The following is a 25263-nucleotide window of genomic DNA, read 5'->3' as shown; positions in this document are numbered from 1 at the left end:
GACAATGGCGGCGACCCGGCGGATCGCGGCGACCAGCTGGGTGACGGTGTCCTGGGTGGCGACCGCGTCGTTGAGGACGGTCGAATCCAACGCCCTGCGGGTCCGGCCCTTGAGGACACCGGTGTCGGCGATGACCTCCTTGACGGTGTCGAAGATGCGGTTCGGGTGCTCCGAGGCGGCGAGCCGTTTGCGCCAGTAGGTCAGGACGGTCGGATGGAACGCGGACCCGTCGACAGCGAGTCCGCACGCCGCTTTCCACCGCAGGTCGAAGGTGACCGCTTCGGCGGCGGCACGGTCCGAGAGCCCGTTCAGGGCTTGGAGGACCAGCACCGACGCGACGACCTCCGGAGCGATCGAGGGCCGTCCGCGGGTCGAGGGGAACAGGTCGGTGAACATCTCCGGCGGGAACAGCTCGAGCCGGTGCTCCGCGAGAAACGAGAACACACTCCCGGGCGGGAGGAGGTGCCCGGCCACCGATGAGACGTCCCACAGGTCGCCCTGCGACTCCGAATTTCCCTGCATACCAACATTATCGCAGGTCAAACACCTAAACGCGGGTCGACGCGACGTGGATCGGCCATCGGATTGTTCAGCAGTCTCCTAGGTAACGTCGGGCACCTGCGACCGGGTGTGCGCACCCACTGCACCTGACAGCCTCGCGCTGAACCCACTATCGGCGTTACCCGATCCCTTTACAACCGCAAGGTCATAAGGAAGGACCATATGAGTAAGGATTTGAGAAGCACGACGCCTCGCATCGGAATCGTGTATCGCTTTGGGGACTCACGACCGTTAGGAGTTGGACAGCTAACCATCACTGACCGAACCATCGTCCTCGAACTTCCCACAGGTCTCGATATCACCGTCGGTTTCGATGAGCCGGAACCGTTCACAGTGTCCACGGACGTCCTCGACTCCACGGGTCGTCTCGTGTTTGCTGACCACTCGATGCGAATCGGCCTCGGGGAATGTCGTCTGGCCGGGCAATCATCGAACCTGATCGGAGAGCTCACCGGCCGGGTCAGGGTCGCGGCGAGGTTCGCTGTCGAACTCGACAACCTGTCCCAAGACTTGTTCAACATCAATGGCATGAGGAGTGAGATCGACGGATTGGCCGCGTGGACAGCGCTCTCTTCCGTCGAGAAGCAGACACATTACGACGATCAGGGCCTGATCAGCGGCTTGACTACGACAGCCCGGTCGCAGACCAAAGTCGACATTGCACCAAGCTCGGGTCTTTCCTTCAACCCACACTTCTCCTATGAAGAATCCCGTAATCACGGCACCCACACGATCACCGAGAAAGTGCTTGTGCAGACCTTCCTTCCTACTGCGGCCGATTGGGAACCTCACGTGATGGTCCACCAGAGCGTCCAAGACCTGCTGACCATTGCGTACTGGCGGCGATGCCAACTGCAAATCGCATCGGTTACAAACAAGGACCACCCTTTGACGGACCCACTCGACGGCACCCCTTTGAGTGATAGGTGGAGATCCAGCACCTCCACATGGAGCGGACGCGGCCAAATCCACCACGGCTCTAGCCTGAACGGACGCGACACACCGCTCTTCTCGTTTGACGATATCGGCGTCGAAGGAGTCCGCCGGTGGGTAGACGAAGCGAACGACTGGGCGCGCGTTGTAAACCCTCTTTCGTCATCCCGATTCCAGCGCGGATCGACAACCGAGGTGCTACTCCTCCAGGTTGGGGTTGCTATAGAGGCACTCGGATACAGGATCGCAACGAGGAACGGAACCCTCAACACCCGCAGGCAGCTCAGCTTTCCGCAGTATATGAAGACAATCCACGACTCCTTGGATTGCTCGATCGACAGTGTCATCCGCGGAGACGACAACAACGGTGTCGCACCATTCGGCAGCTTCGAGGATTGGGCGGCCGCGTTCAACAGCTTGTATAAAGGTGCCAAACACGCAGATCAACCATCCCCCGATTCGTTGCGCACCTGGGTCATCGCTACGTCTGGGGCATTGCTTGTTCGTCTCTGGCTGGCTCGCGAATTTGGAGCATCCCGCGAGACTGTCGAGTTCATGGCCCAGTGCTCGCGATAAAGAAACTCCTTAAACTAGACCCTATGTTCCAGGATCGCGCGAACATTCGCTCGGTACATCTCAAATCGATTGTCAGCCAACAGTGCCGAGCGAATAGCGGACGGTCTGACTCCCGCGCGTCCTAGAAGCTCAATCCGTAGCACCCAGTCCAAGGACATGACAGCCGCCAGTAGGTAGTCATATTTATCGCTCGCAGGACCCGCTCCTAAAGGCTCCCGGGACTGGTGCGCCATGGAATTACGGGAGGACGTCACCAAATGAGACCAATTCTTAAAGGTAGCTAGACGCTGTGCGTCGAAGTCCTCAAGCACTTCAGGTACGGTACCGACTGCGGCCGCACCGAGTTCCGAAATCCTCGTCGCGAAGGCTTTCCGAGAAAGCGCACCTAGAGACGTGCGAAGACTATCCGCAACACGGTCTCGATATTTCGGTATATTCAGGGTATCGAATTGACGCATTCCAGCGTCGTAGGCGGCCGACCTGATCAACTTCCGCTGAACTTTTCCAATTACTTCACTCAGGTCGCCATCACCGTATAGGCGGGAATGTACGCCCTCTGCGATTGCGCAGGTAGAAATTACCTGGATTTCGACGACTCCTGTGGGGCCTTGCGCGACAGCATCAGCGAGGTTGTCTAATCGCGTGGCGACATCCAGCCAACGTCCAACGGTCTGCAGCGTGAGCTCATTGAAGGGAATGAGCGGCCGGCGGTGCCTCTTGTCGGGCTGCAGCCTGTCGTACTCAAAGAGTACGGGCAGCCATTCGCTTTCACCGTCTATCTGCACGGCATAGGAGACACCGGTCACTCGATCGCCGATACAGAGCTCTGCCAGAGTCGCCACCGCGTTGACGATTCCGCTTTCGAGATCCCTGAGCGTCCGTCTGCTGGCCGATACGTACGTGAACTCTGCGGATTTGGCACCGTGTTCAAATGCGAGGTACGCGCCATCCGAGAGGGTTTGACGCAAGGGTGACGTACCCAGGTGTTCCCACCGCCATGCCTCGTCAACTTCAAATCGGATAGCTGAGTAGAGCTGGTCGTGCCCGCTCACATGAGCGCCTACCAGAATAGTTTGAGCAGTAATACACTGCTTTCTCCCGCTCGGGCCAACCATCGAACGACTCAATCTGCAGTTGAGTAGTGTCGCCTTCACACCGTCATCCGTCAAACCGAAACCTACGAACGGCGAAAAATTCTCCACCATTTCGTCCGCAGATTCTGATAGAAGCTCCCAGTATTCGCCATTCGAATCATTCCGCACGCGCCGCTTCGGAGGGAGTAGGTTTCCGTCGACCGTCAGCACTGCCTCTCCATTGAGCCCGGATGCGCGTGACACCGCGCCATTGACTTTGGCATCGGTAGATTTTTCGTGCCAAAATTCTCCGCGCAGAGGCCACACAGCATTCACATTCGCACCCGTCAATGTTCAATTCAGCTTGCTATCACCTGAAATAATCTCTTAGTTGCAGCGTGCCGGACTTTGACTTCATTCGAGATGCCCAAAGACCCAAGAATTGCTAGATTAGCTGTGAATAACGCCGAACGGACGCCAAACATTCCTCTATAGTTATCGGCTCACCGTAAATCAGGTTTGATGCTTTTTCGTAGGAGTCTCTCACAACGCGTCCAATATCACCCGCGTCCGAGAATGCAGGGCTCGATGCATATCCCTCTTTGGGTCGGGGCACCGAAGCCCAACCAGCATCAATTCCTCTCGAATGAATGTCCTCCGCAAGTTTCTCTACGCCTGCGACACCCAGCTGCTCCAAGCGATCGCGGACATGCTCGGACTCGAGAAGTCTGTGTATGTCGTAGAAGTGGCGGCCATGTTGTGACAGTCGGTCCGAGATTGCCGTAGTGTCGGCACAGGCGGTATGCACCGCCGAAAGCTTCTCCAGAAGAGTGCGCTCAGGGCCAAGGACGTTCAATCGGAACGCCGAAAATTCTTCCCATATCTCTGACGAATCCCCAAGTCTTTCAATAGCATATTCGGCAACCAGCGATCTGAGCGAGTGCACAATAAGTGGTTCATCGCCACCGCGAGATCCCATTTCCAGTAACACACCCTCACTGAGGGCATCGTTCGGTGACGCAACACCACGGTAAGAGTAGCGGACTGCCCGTTTAATCCCTTTGGTCTGCTGCGATGCGCTTACGTCGCCGACCTTGAGGTTGAGATGCTGTCGAACGTCATCCTGCACTGCTTTCAGCGACCGCTCCCGTGCACCCGTGCTCAACAGATCCGGGAAAAGAACAAGCAAGTCGATATCCTCAGAAAATCTGTCGATAATTCCGAAGACTCGACTGAGACTAGTTCCACCTTTGAAGGCAAACCTGACAGTGGCACGTGAGCCGTCGGGCTGCGATATCGGCCTATCCGCACTTGCTACTCGCAGTACCTCGATTGCCCAGAAGTCCTTCTCGATGAAGGCAATCGGGATTCCCGACCCCTCTGCGACTACCTGCGTGAGCGCCTGCAACTCGTCCGGGTGTTCACGCAAACGAGGAGCGCTCACGCGGCAGCCAGCATCGCCAGTCGAGAATCTACAGCCTGGAAGTTTGCACGGACAGCAGTATTATGCTCGCCTTCGACAACCTTCCGGAGCACTTCCCACCGCGCTCCCCCAGATTCCAAGAGATTGGCCACCGCGTGAACGAAGCGAGGGAAGCCACCCTCAACGTAGCTCTCCGGCGCTCGAAGAATCTCTAGAACTGCGACCTCACGCTCGGTGAGATCGGCGCGCCTTAAGTTCGACCTCTTATGCTGCTCTACGCCATCGATGCTCTCGACTGTTTTGAGCGCTGCTACGTGCATCCGGGCTGGCACCTGGGTGGTCAATCCAAGCATCCGAGCGGCAGAAAATCCGGCTGGCCCGAAACCCGCCTGCCGACCCAGGACTTCACGTACGACATCTTCAACCCGGGGCTTGACCGTACCGTAACGAGTCTTCGCGCCCTTGTAGTACAGACCCTTGCGTACCCGCATTAACTCACCGTTGGCGACCGCCCGTGAGGCCGCCTTTCGTGCCGCGGCCTCGGAACCAGGAAGTGTCGCGACCCGAACAAACGACCGGGGCACTGCATCGCGGATGGCCATCGCAGGCTTTGTTGCGGACTTCATGTCACAAAACTGTACCGGGAACGTGACATCAACACAAGACGGCGCATGCATCTCCGCACGTCAGGACCCGAACGGCTTCGCCGAACATCTATCGAGGCGACCAACACGACAGCGGTCGGCATCCGCCCCCGTTGTCCAAAGTGGGGAACAGCTTCGAACGTACGACTTACTTTGACTATCATTCTCCCCGAGTCTCACAACCGCCGCGTTCTTCGTACTCTATGACGGCACAGAGCAAGAATCGAGGCCGAGGTGTCAGGACCGCGCCCCAGAACGTACTTCCATCAAACTCACCCCGAGGTTTTCGGCGAAGCCATCGCAGCCGTAAACCGACCTGAGGTCAACCTGCTTGAACTCGGTACCCACAGCAACCGTTCAGTTCTGGATCCACATGGACTCCAGTGCCCCCAGTCGGACTCGAACCGACACTGTGCGGATTTTAAGTCCGCTGCCTCTGCCAATTGGGCTATGGGGGCCGAACTTTGGGTCAGATCTTGATCGACATCGCGATTCCGTCGAGGATGTCGTGTTCGCTGACGACTAGTGTGCTGACGGCGCCGCGGCGTTCGAATTCTTCGGCGAGCACGCTGCACACGAGCGATCCGCCGCCGATGACGTCTACCCGTCCAGGATGCATGGGGCCCAACGCCGCTCGTTCTTCGCGCGTCATGTGCACGAGTCGATCGCACACCTCGAACAGGTCGGTGAACGAGATGCGGGTCAGGTGCACCTTGTTGGCGTCGTACTCGGTGAGTCCCGAGGCGATGGCCGCGATGGTCGTCATCGTGCCGGCAACTCCGACCCAGCTCGATGCCTCACCGATGGGCACGTCCTCGAACGCCTCGTGCAGTTTCTCTCTGACGAACTCGCGGGCCCCGGCGATCTCCTCGGCGGTGGGTGGATCGCTGTGCAGGAACCGCTCCGTCAAACGCACGCAACCGATGTTCGCGGAGTATGCCGCGCGGACACCCTTGGCGTCGCCGAGAACGAGCTCGGTGGAACCGCCGCCGAGGTCGACGACCACGAAGGGCGCACCTTTGGCGTCCAGTTCCCCGACGGCACCGGCGAACGACAGTCGCGCTTCCTCGTCGCCGGTGATGACCTCGGCCACCGATCCGGACACGATGGGATCGAGGATCGTCCGCGTCATCTCGAAGAACTCGTCACGATTGGACGCATCACGTGTCGCTGACGTCGCGACCATGCGAATGGCCGAGGCACCCGTTTCACGGATGATCCCGGCATACTCCTCCAGCGCGATGCGTGTGCGTTCGATCGCCTCGGGCGCAAACGATCCCGTCGCGTCGACGCCTTGCCCGAGCCGGACGATGCGCATCTCGCGTGAAACATCGGTCAGCACTCCGTCCTTCACGTCGGCGACGAGAAGCCGGATGGAATTGGTGCCGCAGTCGATGGCAGCGACCCGAGTCATGTTGTTTCCCCACGTAGTTCATCGATGGTCGGCCAGTCCGCCGGAATAGCCTTGCCGCGCAACGAATTCTCGGCCGCGAGAGCGACCGATTCGTCGCCCAGCGGATTGAGCCCCGGCCCCTTGGCGAGTGAATGCGCGATCAGAACGTGCAGGCACTTCACTCGATCCGGCATACCGCCACCGGTGAAATCGGTTCCGAGCGATTCGATCTCGTCACGCTCAGCGAGGTAGGACTCGTGCGCACGGCGATAGCCGGCTGCGAGTTCCTCGTCCGTGCCGAGGCGCTCGGTCATCTCGCGCATGACCCCCGCCGACTCCTGACGGCTGGCCTCGGCGGTCAACCGCGGATCGGTCAGGTAGTAGAGCGTCGGGAACGGGGTGCCGTCGGGAAGCTTGGGAGCGGTTTTCACCACGCCGGGACGACCGTCCGGGGAGCGGTACGCGATCTCGAGCACGCCCCTGGGCTCGCGGCCCAGCTGGGACGCGACCGCGTCCAAATCTTCCTGCGATACTGCAGAACTACCCTCAGTCGAGCTCACCCGACAGGTCCTCCTTCTATTTCCGGCGCGGGAGCCGGTTCGAGCTCGGGCGCCGGCACGGCTTCCAGTGGTAGCGCATCTGGCGGCGGCGGGCCGGGTTCCGCGCTTTCCTGCGGTTGCACGGCCGACTCCCACAGACTTCGATACCAGGGCCCCTCGGCCTTCTTGGCTGCTTCCACTTCTTCTTCTGTCGGACCGACGTCGCCGGGCAACTGCACCGTGTACGGCGTCTCCCCCGGCATCACCCACCGCAGCCGAGAGCGCGCCTCGGCTGCGATACGTGTCGGATCGTTGAGTTGCGTCTTCTCTGTCTCGAGGTCCGCGACTTCTTCTTCGAGCGCCTCACCTTCGGCGAGAACCTGCTCGAGTTCGGCGCGCTGCGAGAAATACGTCCGCAGCGGCATCGCCAATGTCAGCGCCAACGCGCAGACGACGACGGCGAGGATCACAGCCCGGGCCGTCGAGAGTCCGAAGAACGTCCGCTCGCCACCCGATCCCGCCGACGCGCGAGCCTCGACGCGTCGAGGAGCTGCTTTGCCGGCGACTACCGCGTCACGAGCCTGATCCGACGGCTCGGGCGCCGGCTGACCGGAACTGCGCTGGTTTCCCGACGCAGCACCGGCCGACCGGTCCTTCCGCGAAGTCGAGCGGCCGCGAGGTCGGGGGTCACGTCCTCCCGGACTGGTCCCCGGCCTTCCTCGTCGTGCCGCCATCGATCCACCTCAGTAACGCTCGGCTTGAACTATCCCTCGTAATTGAACCGGGGGAACGCCAGCTCGCCCGCGTAACGCGCCGCGTCGCCGAGAGCTTCTTCGATTCTCAGCAACTGGTTGTACTTGGCGACGCGCTCGCTTCGAGCGGGTGCACCGGTCTTGATCTGACCACATCCGACGGCAACTGCCAGGTCAGCGATGGTGGTGTCCTCGGTTTCGCCGCTGCGGTGGCTCATCATGGTCTTGTAGCCGTTGCGATGCGCGAGCTCGACTGCGTCGAGGGTTTCGGTGAGCGTGCCGATCTGGTTGACCTTGACCAGCAGCGCGTTGGCTGCGCCCTTGACGATGCCGTCTTCGAGGCGCTCCGGGTTGGTGACGAACAGGTCGTCGCCGACCAGCTGAACCTTGTCGCCGATGCTCTCGGTGAGTGCGACCCAGCCGTCCCAGTCGTTCTCATCGAGCGGATCCTCGATGGACACCAGCGGGTAGGCGTCGACGAGCTCGCCGTAGAACGCCGACATCTGCTCGGCCGACCTGGTCTCACGCTCGAAGGCGTAGCCGGTACCTGCGGTGTAGAACTCGGTGGCAGCGACGTCGAGGGCGAGCGCGATGTCCTGACCGGGCTTGTAGCCGGCCTTCTCGATGGCCTCGAGGATGAGGTCGAGCGCGGCCTTGGTGCCGGCGAGATCGGGTGCGAACCCGCCCTCGTCGCCCAGGCCCGTCGACAGGCCCTTGGCCTTGAGGACCGACTTGAGCGAGTGGTACACCTCGGCGCCCCAGCGCAGGGACTCCTTGAAGGTGGGCGCACCGATCGGCGCGATCATGAATTCCTGCACGTCGACGCCGCTGTCAGCGTGAGCGCCGCCGTTGATGATGTTCATCATCGGCACGGGAAGAATGTGGGCGTTGGGGCCACCGAGGTAACGGAAGAGCTCGAGACCAGCCGATTCCGAAGCAGCCTTGGCGACTGCAAGCGAAACGCCGAGCAGCGAGTTCGCGCCCAGACGCGACTTGCTCGGGGTGCCGTCGAGGTCGAGAAGGGCCTGGTCGACGGCCCGCTGCTCGATGGCGTCGAGGCCGATGACGGCGGGTGCGATCTCGTCGAGGACGGCGTTGACGGCCTTCTCGACGCCCTTGCCGCCGTAGCGGGTGCCACCGTCGCGAAGCTCGACGGCCTCGTGCTCACCGGTGGAGGCGCCGGAGGGTACTGCCGCCCGGGTCAAGGTTCCGTCGTCCAACGCGACCTCGACCTCGACCGTGGGGTTGCCACGGGAGTCGAGGATCTCGCGAGCTCCGACCTGCTCAATGATGGCCACGAATGCTTCTCCTAGTAACGGGGACCGCCGAGACCACTTCATCAGTGGACGTCGACGACCGAGCTGCGGACTGTGCCGGGTGTCAGACTAGCCGCTCCCATGACGTCCCCGCATGCGACGCCCGACGGTTAGGCGTGTGTTCCGATCGAGTACGCAGCGGCGGCGTCGCGCACATCCCGCAGATACACCCCCGACTGGTTGTAGGCCATCAGCCCACGCTCCCAGCCCTCGGGAGTACGGAGGTCACCGCCGCGGGCGCACAGATAGCGCGCTGCCGTCAGGGCCGCGTCGTCGAGATTGTCGGGGTTGGCCGCGCCGTCGCCGTCGGCGTCGACACCCCACTTTCGCCACGTTTCGGGGATGAACTGCATCGGCCCGACGGCCCGGTCGTAGACCGGATCTCCGTCGAGGAACCCGCCATCGGTGTCCGGAATTTCTGCGATGCCCGGCCCACCGTCGAGCGCAATACCGCGGATGGGCGGTGCCACCGTGCCGTCGAACGCGACCGCAGATCCCGCATACGTGCCGTGTCTGCTTTCGATGTAACCGATCCCGGCCAGCGTCGTCCACGCGATCCCGCAACCCGGTGACGTGTCGGCCATGATCGCGGCAGCGTGCGCATAGGCGGCGAGTGCGGGAACCGAGATGTTCAACGCATCCGCCTGCGGCTCGGCCCAGGCAACGAGAAGATCGGCTGTTCTGCCGGGGGCATTGAAGTCGATGACGGGGACGGGCGTCCCCGGCCCGGGCGGGATGCCCTCGGGAATAGCTCGTCGCGGTTCCGTCGAGCCACAAGCCGCGACCATCGAACCCGCCGCGACAACGGCGAGCAGCTGGAGCAGTCGGATCTTCACTCCACCATCCTGCCTATCGAAAGTAATAGAAACCTAAAGCCGACAGTATGCGCAGGTCAAAGGCTTTTTCCCTGGCCGCGAAGGGTGTATGTTCCACCGTGCCGCCTAAGGTACGCCTACCCTTGTTTCGCAATCTCCAGGAGCACCATCCGTGTCCGTACTCGCCGCCTCGACTCTGTCGATTATCTCTTTGACACCGACTCCGTCGATCATCTCTTTGGCATCGACTCCGTCGATCACGACCCAGATGTTCGGGAGCGGACTGATCGGTCTGCGCGAGGGCCTCGAAACCGGCATCGTCGTGATGATCCTGGTCGCGTTCCTCGTCAAGGCAGACCGCCGCGATGCGCTCAGGTGGGTCTGGCTCGGGGTCGGCACCGCCGTCGCGATGGTTGCTGTCGTCTTTTTCGTCATCCACTACGGGACGTCGACGGTCACCGGCCTCACCGCCGAGATCATCGCCGGGCTCGCCTCACTCGTCGCCGTCGGCATCGTCACCGCAATGGTGCTGTGGATGCGCACGGCCGCCAAAGACATCGCCGGTGAATTGCGCACCGGAATGGAACGGGCGTTGACCGTCGGGCCGATCGCCGTCCTGACGCTGTCCTTCTTTGCCGTCGGGCGCGAAGGGATCGAAACGGCGCTGCTCATGGTCGGGTATGCGGAGAACGCGAACGGCAGCCTGTGGCCGCTGCTCGGGCTACTGCTAGGCATCGTAGTCGCGGCAACCCTGACGGTGTTTCTCTATTTCGGTGCCATCCGCATCAACTTCGCCGTGTTCTTCAAGTACACCGGCATCTTTCTGATCGTCGTCGCCGCAGGCATCCTCGCCTACGGAATCCGCGCTCTGCAGATCGGCGGTGTGATCCCCGGCGGAAGCTCGGTCGCCTTCGACATCACCGCACACTTCGACGCCTCGAGCTGGTACGGCACCGTTCTCGCCGGCATCTTCAACTTCCGACCCGAGCCGACCGTCCTCCAAGTCATCGGCTGGGTGGTCTACCTCGTGGTCGTGCTCTACCTGTTCCTCCGGCCGGTCCGCGTTCGCGAACCCGCACTCACCTCATGAAAGGCGTCTCTTCGATGCGTCGCACCACCTACGCTTTGACCGCCGTCGCAGTGCTCCCGCTGGCACTCGCCGGCTGCACCGAGAAATCCTCGTCCGAGACGAGCGCGGCCGACATCGCCGTCACTGCAACCGACACCACCTGTGAGGTCGCGTCGACCGAGGGCTCCACGGGCAACACGACGTTTCAGATCACCAACAACGGGAGCAAGGTCACCGAGTTCTACGTCTACGGCGAGGGCGATCGAGTCATGGGTGAGGTCGAGAACATCGGCCCCGGCCTGACGCGTCAGCTCATCGTGGCTTTGCCCGACCCCGGCACCTACCAAACCGCCTGCAAGGCAGGCATGGTCGGCGACGGCATCCGCACGAACTTCGTCGTCACCGGCGAGGCCGTGCGTCAGGCAGACGAGGACGGCCTTCTCGCCGAAGCCGCGACGGGGTACAAGCGCTACGTCATCAGCCAGGTCGACGCGCTGCAGGACACCGTCGCCCAGTTCGTCGCCGCGGTCAAGAGTGGCGACATCGAGTCCGCCAAGGCCCAATTCCCCATCACCCGTAGCTACTACGAGCGCATCGAGCCTGTAGCCGAGAGCTTCCCCGACGACCTCGACCCACGCATCGACCTGCGAGAGCCCGACGTCGAGCCCGGCGCCGAGTGGACCGGCTTCCACCGCATCGAGAAAGATCTGTGGGAGCAGGGACTGCAGCCCGATACCAACGCCATGGCCGACCGACTGCAGGCCGACATCGCCGAACTCGCCGACAAGATCAAGGCCGAGGATTTCACCATCGACCCGATCCAGGTTGCCGGCGGCGCTCAGGGCCTGCTCGACGAGGTCGCCAAGACCAAGATCAGCGGCGAAGAGGACTTCTTCTCACACACCGACCTGTGGGACTTCCAGGCAAACGTCGACGGTTCGCAGGCAGCGGTTGCCGCTGTGCGCCCGATCATCGACCGGAACGATCCAGAACTCGGCAGCGCGATCGACACCCGATTCGTCGAACTCGACGCCGAACTCGCCGAATACCGTCAGGGTGATGGCTTCGTGTTCTACGACACCGTCACCGAACCACAAAGGCAGGAGCTGTCGACCAAGATCGATGCGCTGTCCGCAGAAGTGAGTCAGGTGCAGGGTGTCGTTGCAGGACAGTAAGTCTGGCGCTTTTTCCCGACGGCGCCTCTTCGGTGCCGTCGGGGCCGGCGCCGCGCTGGTAGGCGCGGGAGCGGTCGGGGGTTACGCGGCTGGTAACTCGTCCCCCGATGCGGCATCGGACGTCGTGGCCTTCCGCGGTGACCACCAAGCCGGCATCGTCACGCCAGCTCAGGACCGCATGCACTTCGTCGCGTTCGATATCACGACCGATTCGCGGGAGGAGTTCGTCGCTCTGCTGCGGGAGTGGACCGACATGGCCGAGCGGCTGGTCCGGGGCGAAGAAACGTTCCCCGACGGTGCCGTCGGCGATGGGGAATACAAGGTCCCGACCGATACCGGTGAGGCCCTGGGGCTCGCGGCCTCGTCGTTGACGCTGACGATCGGGTTCGGGCCCGGTCTGTTCGACAGGTTCGGCCTCTCCGAGTTTCGGCCCGCCTCCTTGGCCGACCTGCAGCACTTCCCCGGCGACAACCTCGATGCCCGACGCTCCGGCGGTGACCTGTGCATCCAGGCATGCGCCAACGACCCGCAGGTCGCCGTCCACGCGATCCGAAACCTGGCTCGTGTCGGCTTCGGCACAGTGTCGGTCAAATGGTCACAGCTGGGGTTCGGACGCACCTCGTCGACGTCGACCTCACAGGCCACACCGCGGAATCTGTTCGGGTTCAAGGACGGGACTGCGAATCTCAAAGCCGAGGACCCGTCGCTGCTCGAGGACTTCGTGTGGGTTTCCGATGCCGACGATCAGCCATGGATGGCCGGCGGCTCGTACCTCGTTGCGCGACGCATCCGCATGCTCATCGAGTCCTGGGACAGGACCACCTTGAAGGAACAGGAAAGGGTGATCGGGCGCAGCAAGGGGGTTGGCGCACCGCTCGGTTACTCCGACGAATTCGATCCGCTGGACCTGGACTCGAAGGGCCCCGACGGGCCGTTGATCGACACCGCCGCACACGTGCGATTGGCCTCGAAGGAGGAGCTCGGCGGAGTGCAGATTCTGCGGCGCGGCTACAACTTCACCGACGGGTCCGACGGCTTCGGGCACCTCGATGCCGGATTGTTCTTCATCGCCTACTGCCGCGATCCCCTGACCCAGTTCGTGCCCATGCAGCGTGCACTGGCCCGCAACGATGCGATGAACGAATACATCCAACACGTCGGATCGGCCGTATTCGCGTGTCCCCCGGGGTTGGGCGAGTCAGACTACTGGGGATCGACCTTGTTCGGTTGAGGTTTGCTGCGGGCGGGCCGGAGCGAATGTCACATTCGGTCAATTTGGCCGGGCCGGAGCGAATGTCACATTCGGTCACTCAGAGTGTGCGAATGGCGCATTCGCTCACCTCGGCGATAGCGAATGTCACATTCGGTCTCGCCGAGCCCAACGCAGCGATGAGTTTGCAGGTGTTGTCGAGTCTGCATCTCGTAGGACACCATCGACGGCGGGAGTAGGCAATGCAGCAGTTAGTTCGGGTTCAGAATTTCGGGGTCTCCCGTGACGGAATCGCCGCGGGCGTCGACCAGAGCTTCGACAGCCCGTTCGGGCTCGACCATCAGGGGATGTTTGCGTGGGCCGGAGCCACCGCGAGCTGGCCGAACCGTACGGATCCTGGCGGCAGCCGCGGCCTCGACGACTACTTCACTCGCGATTTCTCCCACAACATCGGCGCCGAAATCATGGGCCGAAACAAGTTCGGACCGCAGCGCGGCCCCTGGGCAGATCTCGAATGGCAGGGCTGGTGGGGCGACGAGCCACCCTTCCATACGCCAGTGTTCGTCATGACCCATCACACTCGGCCATCGATCACGCTATCCGACACTACGTTCCACTTCGTGAGCGGCGAACCAGCAAGTGTGCTCCAACAGGCGAAGGAAGCAGCACTCGGCCGCGATGTGCGGCTCGGCGGCGGCGTCACCACCATCCGAGAATTTCTCGACGCGGATCTTGTCGACACCATGCACGTCACTGTCTCCCCCATCGAATTCGGGACGGGGCTCAAGCTCTGGGAATCACCCGACGAGCTCGACGACCGATTCGAGCACGAAGTCGTTCCCAGCCGAAGCGGAGTCGAACACCACCTGTTCTGGAGGAAGTAGCTCGGGGTTCAGGGGAGAGTTCGCGCCGCTGGCGCAAGCAGCCCGATCCAGCGGCGCGAATGGAACCGAACTGTGGGGGCTTGCGCCCAACCTGTCGAGGAGATTCTTGGGCGACGAGGGGGACGAGTGAAACTGCGGTTGCTGCTGACAGCGGTCACGGCGCTGACGCTGGTCGCAGGGTGCTCCGCAGACGTCACCGGTACCGCCACCGCAGGCCAGACTGACCCCTTCGACCCCTGCACCATCCCAGACGACGCCATCGCCGCTGCCGGACTCGACCCTGCGTCGAAGGACTCTATGGCAGAGAAGGGGTACATAACTCCAGGTTGGGACATTTGCACTTGGCAGAGTTCGTCACAACCAGCGTGGTACTTCTACTCGATTTTCTTTTCCCCGAGCACACGGTTCAGGACGTAGTCAAAGATGAACGAATTACAGAGTTGAACCCTACAACGATCGATGGCCGCGACGCGTACCAATACAAGCTCGAAGTTGCAGAGTCCTCGGACTCATGCGACATCGCGTTTGCCACCCAATCAGGGGTAGCAACTTTCAATGCGTCGCGGAAGCGCACGCGGACGGACCCGGGTGATCTATGCGCGATTGTCCGAGAGCACACCGAAGCGATCTCGTCTTCCCTGCCGCCCTCTTGAGTCGACTCACCCCGAGGACATGCAATGGCCCCAGGACATGCAGGCGGTCTTCCAGAAGTTCTTCACAGTGTACGACGACACCGAGCAAGATAATTCGATCGCGATTGGCCAGGCTGGGCCAAAGTAGGCCTACAACGGTGAGCGAATGTCACAGTCGGTCACTCCGAACCCAGCGAATGTCACACCGAGTCACTCAGAGTGTACGAATGCCCCATTCGGTCACTCGAGGTGAGCAAAGGTGACATTCGCTCACCAACAAACCGCAACCCACCGCATCAATGGCACATTCATACGCCTAGACAGCTTGAATGTGCCATTCATGCCAAAAAGGGAGGGCGGGCGACCAACAACCGAACTACCGCCGACCCCAGTTCTCGATCCATTCGATGGCAGACAAATGCCCGGGTTCGGCGCCGTGATTCTTCGCCGACTGCTCGGCCTCACGGATACGGCTGGCGAAGGTCAGTACGTTTCTGCGCAGCAGGTCTTCTGCACTTTCGCCGCCGTGGCTGTGGTCGAGGCCGATGTGCACGGTCCGCAGCTCGTCCGGTACGAGGTCCTCGGGTAGGCCGGCTTTGCTCGCCCGGGCGATCACCTTCTGCGCGAGAGCCAGAGCGGGCTGAGCCATCGCGATGCCGTCGAGGCAGGATTCTCGCGCCTTCTCCGAGGCCTTCCGCTCTTCCCATGCTTTCTCTTGCGCCGCAACATCGATGGGACCGGTCGAACCGTCGGTGAGATGTGGGGTTCGGTGCGTCAGCTTGGCCACCAAGCCGGCTGCGACATCGTCGACATCGAAGGCATTCTCCGACGCGTCCTGCGCGATGCGGGAGTGGAAGAGCACCTGCAGGAGGATGTCCCCTAGTTCTTCTTTGAGATCGAGCAGATTGCCGCTGTGGATGGCATCGAGTAGTTCGTAGGTTTCCTCGAGGAGGTAGCCGCTCAACGATGCGTGCGTCTGCTGCGCCTCCCATCCGCCGATGGTTCGCAGTCGATCCATCAGCATCACGGCCGCGATCAGATCGTCTCCGGGGAGGTTCGGCGACGCAATGACCTGCTCACCCCGGGAGATGCGCGCCTGCACGTCTCGATTGCCAGGATCAGTGCTGACGAGTACCTCCGCAGAGCCGAAGGCATGCGCTGCCCCGGAGAACAACCAGCGCGTCCGAACGGGCACTTCCTCGGTGAATTCGACTATTCCACTGAGAAACTCGATGGCCTCGGCGGGCACCATCGTCGGCCGGAGAGGATCGAGCAGCACTACTGTCATCACACCCCCACAGTTTGCTCCAGCAACACCGACCTGGACGGTTTGCTGTCGAGGGACAGTATGAGGTCGGCAATGAACTGGACCAATTCGACATCGCGCACCCGCGCGGCACCGACGCCGCCGCCCTCCACTCGGGGCAGTGGCAACTGCACCACTCCGGTGGTCGCGCGGTAGGCCGCGCTGGGGTAGAGCCGCTTGAGACGGAGTTGCTTGGAGTCGGGCAGGTCCAACGGTGCGATCTTGACCTGTGTGCCACTGACATTGACGTCGGTGAGACCGTATTCCTTGGCTATCAGGCGCAACTTCGCGACGGAGACGAGCCGGCCGACCTCCTCTGGAAGTGGGCCGTACCGGTCGACCATTTCGTCGATGACGGCGGTGATTCCTTCCGAATCGGCGGCGGCCGCTAGCTTGCGGTACGCCTCGAGTCGCAACCGGTCGCTGGTGACGTAATCCGGCGGAATGTGAGCGTCGACGGGTAGGTCGATGCGCACCTCCTTGGGGGCGTCATCGGTGGTGATCGGTCTACCGTCGGCGGCCGCACGGTATGCCTCGACAGCTTCGCCGACGAGTCGCACGTACAGATCGAACCCGACGCCTGCGACGTGACCGGACTGCTCTGCGCCGAGAACGTTACCGGCGCCACGGATTTCGAGGTCCTTCATCGCCACGGCCATTCCGGCTCCGAGATCGGAGTTCTGCGAGATGGTGGCGAGTCGGTCGTATGCAGTCTCGGTGAGCGGCTTCTCGGGCGGATACAGGAAGTACGCGTATCCACGTTCACGGCTACGTCCGACGCGCCCACGCAACTGATGCAGCTGCGAGAGCCCGAGCGAATCACTGCGTTCGACGATGAGGGTGTTGGCGTTGGAGATGTCGAGTCCGGTCTCGATAATGGTGGTACACACCAGCACATCGGTCTCGCGCTGCCAGAATCCCTGCACCGTACGCTCGAGCGTTTCCTCGTTCATCTGCCCGTGTGCGGTGGCAACGCGGGCCTCGGGCACGAGATCACGAATCTTCTTGGCAGCCTTGTCGATCGAGCTGACCCGGTTGTGCACGAAAAAGACCTGTCCATCGCGCAGCAGCTCACGACGAATGGCCGCAGCGACCTGCTTGTCGTTGTACGCACCCACGTATGTCAGGACAGGATGACGTTCCTCCGGCGGAGTGAGGATGGTCGAGAGTTCACGAATACCGGCCAAGCTCATCTCGAGCGTACGGGGAATCGGTGTGGCGGACATGGTCAGTACGTCCACGTGAGTGCGGAGCGATTTGATGTGCTCCTTGTGCTCGACGCCGAAACGCTGCTCCTCGTCGACGATGACGAGCCCGAGGTCCTTCCATGCCACACCGGTCTGCAGTAGCCGGTGCGTTCCGATCACGATGTCGACTGTGCCGTCGGCGAGACCTGCCATGACCTGCTTCGACTCCGCACCGTGCGTGAAGCGGGACAGACCCTTCACTGTCACGGGGAACGCCGCCATGCGCGCGGTGAACGTCTGCAGATGCTGTTGCGCCAGTAGCGTTGTCGGCACCAGCACGGCGACCTGCTTACCGTCCTGCACGGCCTTGAACGCAGCTCGCACCGCGATCTCGGTCTTGCCGTAGCCGACGTCACCGAGAATGACGCGGTCCATCGGAACGGGCTTCTCCATATCGGCCTTGACCTCGGTGATGGCCGTCATCTGATCCATCGTCTCGGTGAAGCCGAACGCGTCTTCCATCTCCCGCTGCCAGGGTGTGTCCGGGCCGTAAGCGTGACCGGGGGCGGCCTGCCGCGCGGCATACAGTTGGACCAGTTCTCCGGCGATCTCTCGAACAGCCTTGCGGGCTTTGCGTTTGGTGTTGGCCCAGTCCGATCCACCGAGCTTGCTCAGTGACGGAAGCTCGCCGCCCACGTAGCGCGAGAGTTGGTCGAGCGAATCCATCGGCACGAACAGACGGTCACCGGGGTGCCCGCGCTTGCTGGGCGCGTACTCGATGACGAGGTACTCGCGCCGCGCACCGCCGATGGTGCGCTCGATCATTTCGACGAACCGGCCGATACCGTGCTGATCGTGCACGACGCTGTCGCCCGCGACCAGCGCAAGCGGATCGACCTGATTTCGTCTCTTGGCGGGCATCTTTCGGCCTTCGGCGGCCGCGACACGGTTACCGGTGAGGTCGCTCTCGGTGACGAGCACGAGTCCTGCGTCACGCAGAATCAGGCCCTCGTGCAGGGTCGCGCACAGCACACTGACGACGTCGGGTAGAGGTTCGGCGCCCGATTCGATATGCACCGCAGGCACTTCGGCTTCACCGAGACGTTCCATGATGCGGGTAGCCGTGCCTGCACCTGCCACGGCGATGACAGCCCGACCGCCCGTGGACACATGCGCACGCAACATCGCGAACACGCCCGTCAGCAGTTCCTCGGAACCGCGAACCTCGGGAATCGACTCGACGACCAACTCGACCTCGTCGCCGCTGCCGGAGGCGAGTGGGCTGATGGTCCACCACGGCCGCCCGTGGGCCTGCGCGGACTCACGAATCTGACGTAGCGACCGATACGCCGATGCCCCGAGATCGAGGCTCAGCCCGCCGAGGCTCTCGGTGTTGATCGCCGCCGCGTCGAGCGGTGCCGCGCCGCCGACGGACGCCGCCGTCCAGGAGGCTTCGAGGAATTCCTGGCCCGTACGAACGAGATCGGTCGCCCGCGTGCGAATCCGCTCGGGATCGCACAGCAGAACATGCGCGCCCGCGGGGAGAACGTCGGCGAGCAATTCGAGCTCACCCGGTTGCAGCAGCGGCAGCAGCGCCTCCATCCCTTCCACGGGGATGCCCGCAGAGAGTTTGTCGAGCATCTCGACAAGAGCGGCGTCGGCCTGATTGTCCACTGCAAGAGCCGCTGCCCGATCACGGATTTCCGATGTGAGGATCAGCTCGCGGCACGGCGGAGCAATGACCGATTCGATCTCGACGTCGGCCAGCGATCGCTGATCCGCCACGGAAAAAGCACGAAGTTCGGTGACTTCGTCACCCCAGAATTCCACACGCACGGGATGATCGGCCGTCGGCGAGAAGATGTCGAGGATGCCACCTCGGACGGCGAACTCCCCGCGTTTTCCGACCATGTCGACGCGGGTGTACGCCAGTTCCACGAGCCGGTGGATGAGTCCGTCGAAGTCGATCTCGACGCCCACCTTCAATCCGATGGGCTCGATCTCACCGAGTCCGGGGGCCATCGGCTGCACCAGCGACCGGACGGTGGTGACGATGACCTGCAACGGCAGGCCGTAGTCCTTGTCCTCGGGGCGAGCCAGTCGACGCAGCACCTCGAGCCGTCGCCCGACGGTGTCCGCGCTCGGCGAGAGCCGCTCGTGCGGCAGTGTCTCCCAGGACGGGAACTGCGCAACGCCGTCGCCCAGCACCTGGCGCAATTCGGCGGTGAGGTCGTCGGCCTCACGCCCTGTTGCTGTGACGACGAGAACTTGCGCGCGGGCGGCGATGGCCGCGGTCACGAATGGCCGGGACGCGTTGGGGCCGACAAAGGTGCGCTCGGCGGCGCCGACCGCCTCGGTGACGGACGAGAGCGAGGTGTCCCTCAATGCGAGACCGACCAGCCCTGACAACGCCAGGTGCGGATCGGGAAGGATCGTCGATGCGGCAGCCGAGGAGGTAGCAGCGGTATCCGGCAAGGAATCGGAAGACAACAGCGATGCTCCTGAAGCGAGTAGACACGACGGCTGCGAATGATGCAGTGACGCTGATACGACGCCGACGCCGACGAGGCGTGCGGCAAGTCGAAGTCGAGTCTATGGGAGCAGCACGACCTCGCGGCAGCCGGGACCGAACAGAAGCTCAGGCCGAATGCACCAGGACGAGGCCGGCTCGAGACGACACCACGCCGATCGACACCCGCCCGATCGAACTGCTGCCTCGAGCTTCCTCGAGGAGCCGGACGCTAGTGGCGGATGACCCGGCGGGCAGCGAACTCGCGGAAGTACTCGACCTTGCCCGGCGTCACGAGGGACGGGAGCAGGTAGTACCATAGGCGCTCCATGCGAGCAGGCAGTTCATCGGTCGTCGAGGTGGCGACGGCAACCATGTGCGCACCGGTCAAGATCTCGAGAACGAGTGCACCGATGGTCTTGGAGTCGGCGTCGGCGTCGAGGTCGCCCTGCTTGATGGCCTTGGCTGCGAGGTGGTCGAAGGCCTCGCTCCACCCAGCCATCACATTGCCCTGCGTGCCGCGGTAGTCACCGATCTGATGACTGAGGCGCAACATCGCCGACACCATCGGGTCGCTGACCGACATATCCACCACGATGTAGGAAATGCCGATTGCCGCCTCGAGGGCCGGGATGCGGCCGTCGTTGAACTGCTTGCACGCCGTCACGAGCCGAGAGTTGCCCTCGTCGATGACGGCACGCGCCAGTTCTTCCTTCGAGCCGAAATGGAAGTAGAGAGCGCCCTTGGTCACCTGGGACTGAGAGATGATTTCGCTGAGGCTCGCATTCGCGTAGCCGAGGCGCAGGAACACATTTGCGGCTCCCGACAGCACGGTGTCGCGAGTTATCTCCGCGCGGGCCTGTCTGACCATTGGATCCGCCTTCGCAATACTGGACTGTCACTGCGCAAATTACGATCGAACGGTACCACCCAGTGACATTCTCGCCTTGATCTACTAGCTCCGGTCTGGACAAGTAGCCAGAGACTGTGTGATACAGGTCTCAATGTACTGCAAATCACACGCTACCCGCTCTTTAACGTGTCCGCGGAAAAATCGACCGCTCATTCGCCCCCCAATTGCGGGACGGCCTCCAGATTGGTGAGTCCGTTCCAACACAAATTGACGACGTGAGCGGCAACCACTTCCTTGGACGGCTCTCGAACGTCGAGCCACCACTGCGCCGTCATCGACACCATCCCCACGAGCGCCTGCGCGTACAGCGGCGCGAAACCGGCATCGAACCCGCGACGCGTGAAATCGCTGGCCAGGATGTGCCCGACCTGACTCACCGCATCATTGAGCAACGACGAGTACTTACCGTCGGGCGCCGCGACCGGTGAATCGCGAACGAGGATGCGGAATCCGTCGGTGCGGTCCTCCACATACGTGAGCAGCGCAAGCGCGACACGTTCGACGCGAACGCGGGAACGATTCTGCGACAAAGAGGACGTGATCATCTGCAGCAGCGTCGACATCTCCCGGTCGACGATGACCGCGTACAGACCCTCCTTGCCGCCGAAGTGCTCGTAGACCACCGGCTTGGACACGCTCGCTCGGACCGCGATCTCTTCCACGGAAGTCGCTTCGTAGCCACGCTCGGCGAACAGCGATCGGCCGATCTCGATCAACTGCTCACGCCGCTGCGTCCCTGTCATTCGGACGCGTGGCACCTTCTCGGGTTCGGTCAACAGGCCCTCCGATGGATTGCGCTCGTCCCCCACCGCATCGAGGGTAGTGCGACACGAGGGCACGAAACACCGGGAGTGGTTCGACCTACGGCCACATCTCATGCGAGACTCGTTGCGCTCGGCGGGAGAGCCGCGCCGTAGTCTGTTGGATACAGGCCACCGGTAGCCGGAGAAACCGCTGGTCCACGATCCGCCGTGGTGTAATGGCAGCACCTCTGATTTTGGTTCAGATAGTTCAGGTTCGAGTCCTGGCGGCGGAGCGAGAAGTATCTGCCTTTCACAACTAGTTCGCGAATGTCGCCAAGGAGATCCGTTGCCGTTGCACACCGCCGTGGTCGTTCTCGCTGCGGGTGCAGGCACCCGGATGCGATCGAAGACCCCGAAGGTACTGCACCCTCTGGCCGGCCGCACAATGCTCGCGCACGCGCTCTACGCCGCCGCTGACCTCGCTCCGGACCACCTCGTCACCGTCGTCGGGCACGATCGCGAACGCGTGAGCGAATCCGTCGCCGAAATCGGCTCCGAGCTGGGCCGAACCATCACGACATCGGTACAGGAGGAGCAGCTCGGCACGGGCCACGCAGTGCAATGCGGCTTACGCGCGCTGCCCGACGACTTCGTCGGCACCGTTCTGGTGACCGCCGCCGACGTCCCCCTGCTCGACGGTCACACCCTCAAGGCCCTGCTCGACGAGCATCTCAGCGCGCCCAAGGCCGCCGCCGCCACAGTGCTCACCTTCGTGCCCGCCGATGCCAACGGATACGGCCGCATCGTCCGTACCGGTGACGGTGAAGTCGCCGAGATCGTCGAGCACGCCGACGCCAGCCCGGCCCAGATACTGATCGACGAGGTCAACTCCGGTGTCTACGCCTTCGATGCGGTGGCACTGCGTTCGGCCCTCGGCAAACTCAGCACCGCCAACGCGCAGCACGAGCTCTACCTCACCGACGTCGTCAAGATCAGCAAGAGCAGCGGCCTGCCCGTCTACGGCACCCAGCTCGCCGATCCCGACCTGGTGATGGGCGTCAACGACCGGGTTCAGTTGTCCCACGTGACGGGCGTTCTCAACCGCCACATCGTGGAAAAGCACATGCGCGCCGGCGTCACCGTCGTCGATCCGGCCACCACGTGGATCGACATCGACGTCGTCATCGGCGCCGACGTCCGCATCGAACCGGGCGTGCAGCTGCTCGGCAACACTCACATCGGCGAGGATGCGGTCGTCGGACCGGAAACCACCCTGCGCGACGTCGTCGTCGGTGCGCGCGCATCCGTCGTGCGCACTCAGGCAGACAAGTCCACCATCGGGCCCGGCGCCACCGTCGGGCCATTTGCATATCTTCGACCGGGTTCCGACATCGGCAGCAGCGCCAAAGTCGGAACCTTCGTCGAGACCAAGAACTCCACCATCGGCGACCACTCGAAGGTCCCGCACCTCACCTACGTCGGGGATGCGACAGTGGGCGAGCACTCGAACATCGGGGCGTCCAGCGTCTTCGTCAACTACGACGGCGTCAACAAGAGCCGCACCGTCGTCGGCTCCCACGTCAGAACCGGATCGGACAACATGTTCGTCGCCCCGGTCCACGTGGGCGACGGCGCGTACACCGGGGCCGGAACCGTGCTCCGCAACGATGTACCACCGGGGGCGCTCGCCGTCTCCGCTGGTTCCCAGCGCAACATCGAAGGCTGGGTGGAAAAGAAGCGTCCGGGCACAGCGGCAGCACATGCTGCCGCACGAGCTCAGGCAGCCGCGTCGGCACAGGCGCACGAATCAAAGGACGGCGAACAGAAGTGACCACCCCGAACTGGATGGACAACCAGAAGAACCTCATGCTTTTCTCGGGTCGAGCACATCCCGAGCTCGCCAAGCAGGTGGCGAAAGAACTGGGAGTCGAGGTCACCCCTCAGACCGCGCGTGACTTCGCCAATGGCGAGATCTTCGTGCGCTTCGAAGAGTCGGTTCGCGGCTCCGATGCATTCGTTCTGCAAAGCCACCCGTTCCCGCTCAACACCTGGCTCATGGAACAGCTGATCATGATCGACGCGCTCAAGCGCGGATCGGCCAAGCGCATCACCGCGATTCTGCCGTTCTACCCGTACGCCCGTCAGGACAAGAAGCACCGCGGACGCGAGCCCATCTCGGCCCGTCTCGTCGCCGACCTCCTCAAGACTGCCGGGGCCGACCGCATCATCACCGTCGACCTCCACACCGACCAGATCCAGGGCTTCTTCGACGGCCCCGTCGATCACATGCACGCCCACAGTCAGCTCGCCGATCACATCCGCAGCAAGTACAGCCTGCAGCACATCACCGTCGTCTCCCCCGACTCCGGTCGAGTCCGCGTCGCCGAGAAATGGGCCGACAGCTTCGACGGCGCTCCCCTCGCCTTCATTCACAAGACGCGTGATCCCCTCGTACCGAACCAGGTCAAATCCAATCGCGTCGTCGGCGACGTCGAAGGACGCACCTGCATCCTCATCGACGACATGATCGATACCGGTGGCACCATCGCAGGCGCGGTCAAGGTGCTCAAGGAAGCCGGAGCCGGCGACGTCGTCATCGCCGCCACCCACGGCGTGCTGAGCGATCCCGCAGCCGAGCGTCTCGCGAATTGCGGCGCCAAGGAAGTAGTGGTTACCAACACCCTGCCGATCACCGACGAAAAGCGCTTCGAGACGCTCACCGAGCTGTCGATTGCGCCCCTGCTGGCCCGCACCATCCGCGAGGTCTTCGAAAACGGCTCGGTGACAAGCCTGTTCAACGGCTCCGCGTAGCCCCGCAATACCTTACGTTCGGTTTCTTGACTCGCTCCGCACATACCTACCCCTCGAAATGAGCTTGGTCACTCCGGTGATCGAAAAGCACTGCTCGACGGGGAGGGGTGTGCGGAGCGGGTTTCGTTGTAGCCTAAGATGACTCGTCGTGATCGACGCGCACACCATCTCCAGTCCAGCTGCAACTACCACCGCCAGAATCGCTCGTTGGACCCCAGGTGGGTGCGTCTGGTGCGGAAGCACCGACGCGATCGAGATGTATCGCAACGAACCCCGCTGCGGCCTCTGCCGCGAAAAAGAAGCCGTCATCGACGAGGCCAAGCACTTCATCGGGATGTACGGTCTGCGTCCCCTCGGCGGCACCCTCGCCTCCGACGACGAGGAAGAACGCGAGTACCGCGTCACCGCACGCGACGCCCGCGAGGTACTCAACCGCATCCGCCTCGAGAAGCTGCCCGACCCCGCTGCGGTGCGCAAAGCGTTGCGTCCCAGAGCGGCTGCATCGATAGCTGCAGCACCGGCATCGACCGCCGCATCGGCGAAGGCACCGACGAAGAAGTCGCAGGAAGGCGTCAGCGGCGTCGATTTGATCGAACTCCAGTCGCGCGGACAGAAACTCCTCGAACAGCTCACCGTCATCGACGAGCAGATCGCTGCACTCGACGGCTCGGCCGGACTACCGGCTCGCGCTCGGATGAAGGATCTCGACCGCCAGCGCGCTTCGATCATGGGTACGCTCGGCGCCCTCGAGAAGGCGCGGCGACGCACCAGCTAGTCGCCCTCGCTTCTAAGCTGAACC

General features: G+C 62.7%; 22 protein-coding genes and 2 tRNA genes. 10 read left to right on the top strand and 14 right to left on the bottom strand.

Translation table 11 applies throughout. The annotated features are described in order from the left end of the window. Positions 1-522 (bottom strand): transposase (locus J1M86_RS13340; RefSeq protein ID WP_206510237.1); only part of this gene is annotated, 522 nt, incomplete at its 3' end. Positions 523-723: 201 nt separating this feature from the next. Between J1M86_RS13340 and J1M86_RS13335 the strand changes: the two genes are divergently transcribed. Then, entirely contained in the window at positions 724-2070 is a 1347-nt protein-coding gene (locus tag J1M86_RS13335) for a hypothetical protein (RefSeq protein ID WP_206510236.1), read from the top strand. A 14-nt stretch (positions 2071-2084) separates the two neighbouring features. Here the strand turns inward: J1M86_RS13335 and J1M86_RS13330 are convergent, their stop codons facing one another. The 9 genes from J1M86_RS13330 to J1M86_RS13290 all read right to left on the bottom strand — a co-directional run bounded on the left by J1M86_RS13330 (position 2085) and on the right by J1M86_RS13290 (position 10046). Next, a complete protein-coding gene (locus J1M86_RS13330) occupies positions 2085-3479 on the bottom strand; it encodes a hypothetical protein (RefSeq protein WP_206510235.1) in 1395 nt (464 codons plus the stop codon). Positions 3480-3588: 109 nt separating this feature from the next. Then, the gene (locus J1M86_RS13325) at positions 3589-4587 is read right to left on the bottom strand and encodes a nucleotidyl transferase AbiEii/AbiGii toxin family protein (protein WP_206510234.1); all 999 of its coding nucleotides are present in this window, start codon (positions 4585-4587) and stop codon (positions 3589-3591) included. Continuing rightward, positions 4584-5192, bottom strand: coding sequence for a DUF6088 family protein (locus tag J1M86_RS13320; RefSeq protein WP_206510233.1), 609 nt, complete (start codon positions 5190-5192; stop codon positions 4584-4586). The genes J1M86_RS13325 and J1M86_RS13320 overlap by 4 nt, the downstream gene beginning before the upstream one ends. Before the next feature lie 402 nt (positions 5193-5594). Continuing rightward, positions 5595-5668: transfer RNA gene (locus J1M86_RS13315), tRNA-Leu, on the bottom strand. 11 nt (positions 5669-5679) lie between these two features. Then, positions 5680-6624, bottom strand: a complete 945-nt coding sequence (locus J1M86_RS13310; RefSeq protein ID WP_206510232.1) for a Ppx/GppA phosphatase family protein — start codon at positions 6622-6624, stop codon at positions 5680-5682. Next, on the bottom strand, positions 6621-7163 hold the full coding sequence (locus J1M86_RS13305; RefSeq protein ID WP_206510231.1) for a DUF501 domain-containing protein: 543 nt from the start codon (positions 7161-7163) through the stop codon (positions 6621-6623). The genes J1M86_RS13310 and J1M86_RS13305 overlap by 4 nt, the downstream gene beginning before the upstream one ends. Then, positions 7160-7876, bottom strand: a complete 717-nt coding sequence (locus J1M86_RS13300) for a septum formation initiator family protein (RefSeq protein WP_206510230.1) — start codon at positions 7874-7876, stop codon at positions 7160-7162. The genes J1M86_RS13305 and J1M86_RS13300 overlap by 4 nt, the downstream gene beginning before the upstream one ends. A 29-nt stretch (positions 7877-7905) precedes the next feature. After that, complete coding sequence (gene eno, locus J1M86_RS13295) at positions 7906-9192, bottom strand: phosphopyruvate hydratase (RefSeq protein WP_075837202.1); 1287 nt, start codon at positions 9190-9192, stop codon at positions 7906-7908. A gap of 128 nt (positions 9193-9320) precedes the next feature. Next, complete coding sequence (locus J1M86_RS13290) at positions 9321-10046, bottom strand: lytic murein transglycosylase (protein WP_307786630.1); 726 nt, start codon at positions 10044-10046, stop codon at positions 9321-9323. Between the two features lie 247 nt (positions 10047-10293). On the opposite strand from J1M86_RS13290, the gene efeU reads away from it, so the two are divergent. The 5 genes from efeU to J1M86_RS26985 all read left to right on the top strand — a co-directional run bounded on the left by efeU (position 10294) and on the right by J1M86_RS26985 (position 15016). Further along, complete coding sequence (efeU, locus tag J1M86_RS13285; protein WP_206510251.1) at positions 10294-11115, top strand: iron uptake transporter permease EfeU; 822 nt, start codon at positions 10294-10296, stop codon at positions 11113-11115. A gap of 14 nt (positions 11116-11129) precedes the next feature. Beyond that, entirely contained in the window at positions 11130-12269 is a 1140-nt protein-coding gene (efeO, locus tag J1M86_RS13280; protein WP_206510229.1) for an iron uptake system protein EfeO, read from the top strand. Continuing rightward, positions 12250-13500 (top strand): iron uptake transporter deferrochelatase/peroxidase subunit, encoded by a 1251-nt coding sequence (efeB, locus tag J1M86_RS13275; RefSeq protein ID WP_206510228.1) that lies wholly within the window; start codon positions 12250-12252, stop codon positions 13498-13500. Before efeO ends, efeB begins: the two co-directional genes overlap by 20 nt. 221 nt (positions 13501-13721) lie before the next feature. Further along, on the top strand, positions 13722-14363 hold the full coding sequence (locus J1M86_RS13270; protein WP_206510227.1) for a dihydrofolate reductase family protein: 642 nt from the start codon (positions 13722-13724) through the stop codon (positions 14361-14363). Between the two features lie 365 nt (positions 14364-14728). Next, on the top strand, positions 14729-15016 hold the full coding sequence (locus tag J1M86_RS26985; RefSeq protein WP_368857263.1) for a DUF3558 family protein: 288 nt from the start codon (positions 14729-14731) through the stop codon (positions 15014-15016). A 355-nt stretch (positions 15017-15371) separates the two neighbouring features. Here the strand turns inward: J1M86_RS26985 and J1M86_RS13260 are convergent, their stop codons facing one another. From J1M86_RS13260 to J1M86_RS13245, 4 genes are all read right to left on the bottom strand, one after another. Next, positions 15372-16283 (bottom strand): MazG family protein, encoded by a 912-nt coding sequence (locus J1M86_RS13260; protein WP_206510250.1) that lies wholly within the window; start codon positions 16281-16283, stop codon positions 15372-15374. Next, complete coding sequence (mfd, locus tag J1M86_RS13255) at positions 16283-19921, bottom strand: transcription-repair coupling factor (RefSeq protein WP_206510249.1); 3639 nt, start codon at positions 19919-19921, stop codon at positions 16283-16285. Before mfd ends, J1M86_RS13260 begins: the two co-directional genes overlap by 1 nt. 308 nt (positions 19922-20229) lie before the next feature. Continuing rightward, positions 20230-20868, bottom strand: a complete 639-nt coding sequence (locus J1M86_RS13250; protein WP_206510225.1) for a ScbR family autoregulator-binding transcription factor — start codon at positions 20866-20868, stop codon at positions 20230-20232. 191 nt (positions 20869-21059) lie between these two features. Beyond that, the gene (locus tag J1M86_RS13245) at positions 21060-21653 is read right to left on the bottom strand and encodes a TetR/AcrR family transcriptional regulator (RefSeq protein WP_230555508.1); all 594 of its coding nucleotides are present in this window, start codon (positions 21651-21653) and stop codon (positions 21060-21062) included. 222 nt (positions 21654-21875) lie between these two features. Here J1M86_RS13245 and J1M86_RS13240 point away from each other — a divergent pair. From J1M86_RS13240 to J1M86_RS13225, 4 genes are all read left to right on the top strand, one after another. Further along, positions 21876-21946 (top strand) — tRNA-Gln (locus tag J1M86_RS13240). Positions 21947-21999: 53 nt separating this feature from the next. After that, a complete protein-coding gene (gene glmU / locus J1M86_RS13235) occupies positions 22000-23484 on the top strand; it encodes a bifunctional UDP-N-acetylglucosamine diphosphorylase/glucosamine-1-phosphate N-acetyltransferase GlmU (RefSeq protein ID WP_206510224.1) in 1485 nt (494 codons plus the stop codon). A 14-nt stretch (positions 23485-23498) separates the two neighbouring features. Then, the gene (locus J1M86_RS13230) at positions 23499-24464 is read left to right on the top strand and encodes a ribose-phosphate diphosphokinase (protein ID WP_206510247.1); all 966 of its coding nucleotides are present in this window, start codon (positions 23499-23501) and stop codon (positions 24462-24464) included. 148 nt (positions 24465-24612) lie between these two features. Then, on the top strand, positions 24613-25239 hold the full coding sequence (locus tag J1M86_RS13225; protein ID WP_075837206.1) for a hypothetical protein: 627 nt from the start codon (positions 24613-24615) through the stop codon (positions 25237-25239). Positions 25240-25263 lie beyond the last annotated feature (24 nt).

Origin of the sequence: Rhodococcus sp. KRD197, from assembly GCF_017168235.1 — a bacterium.
Classification (GTDB): Bacteria; Actinomycetota; Actinomycetes; order Mycobacteriales; family Mycobacteriaceae; genus Rhodococcoides.
Note: the sequence above shows the minus strand (reverse complement) of the source record. Positions and strands in the feature narration are given on the sequence as shown.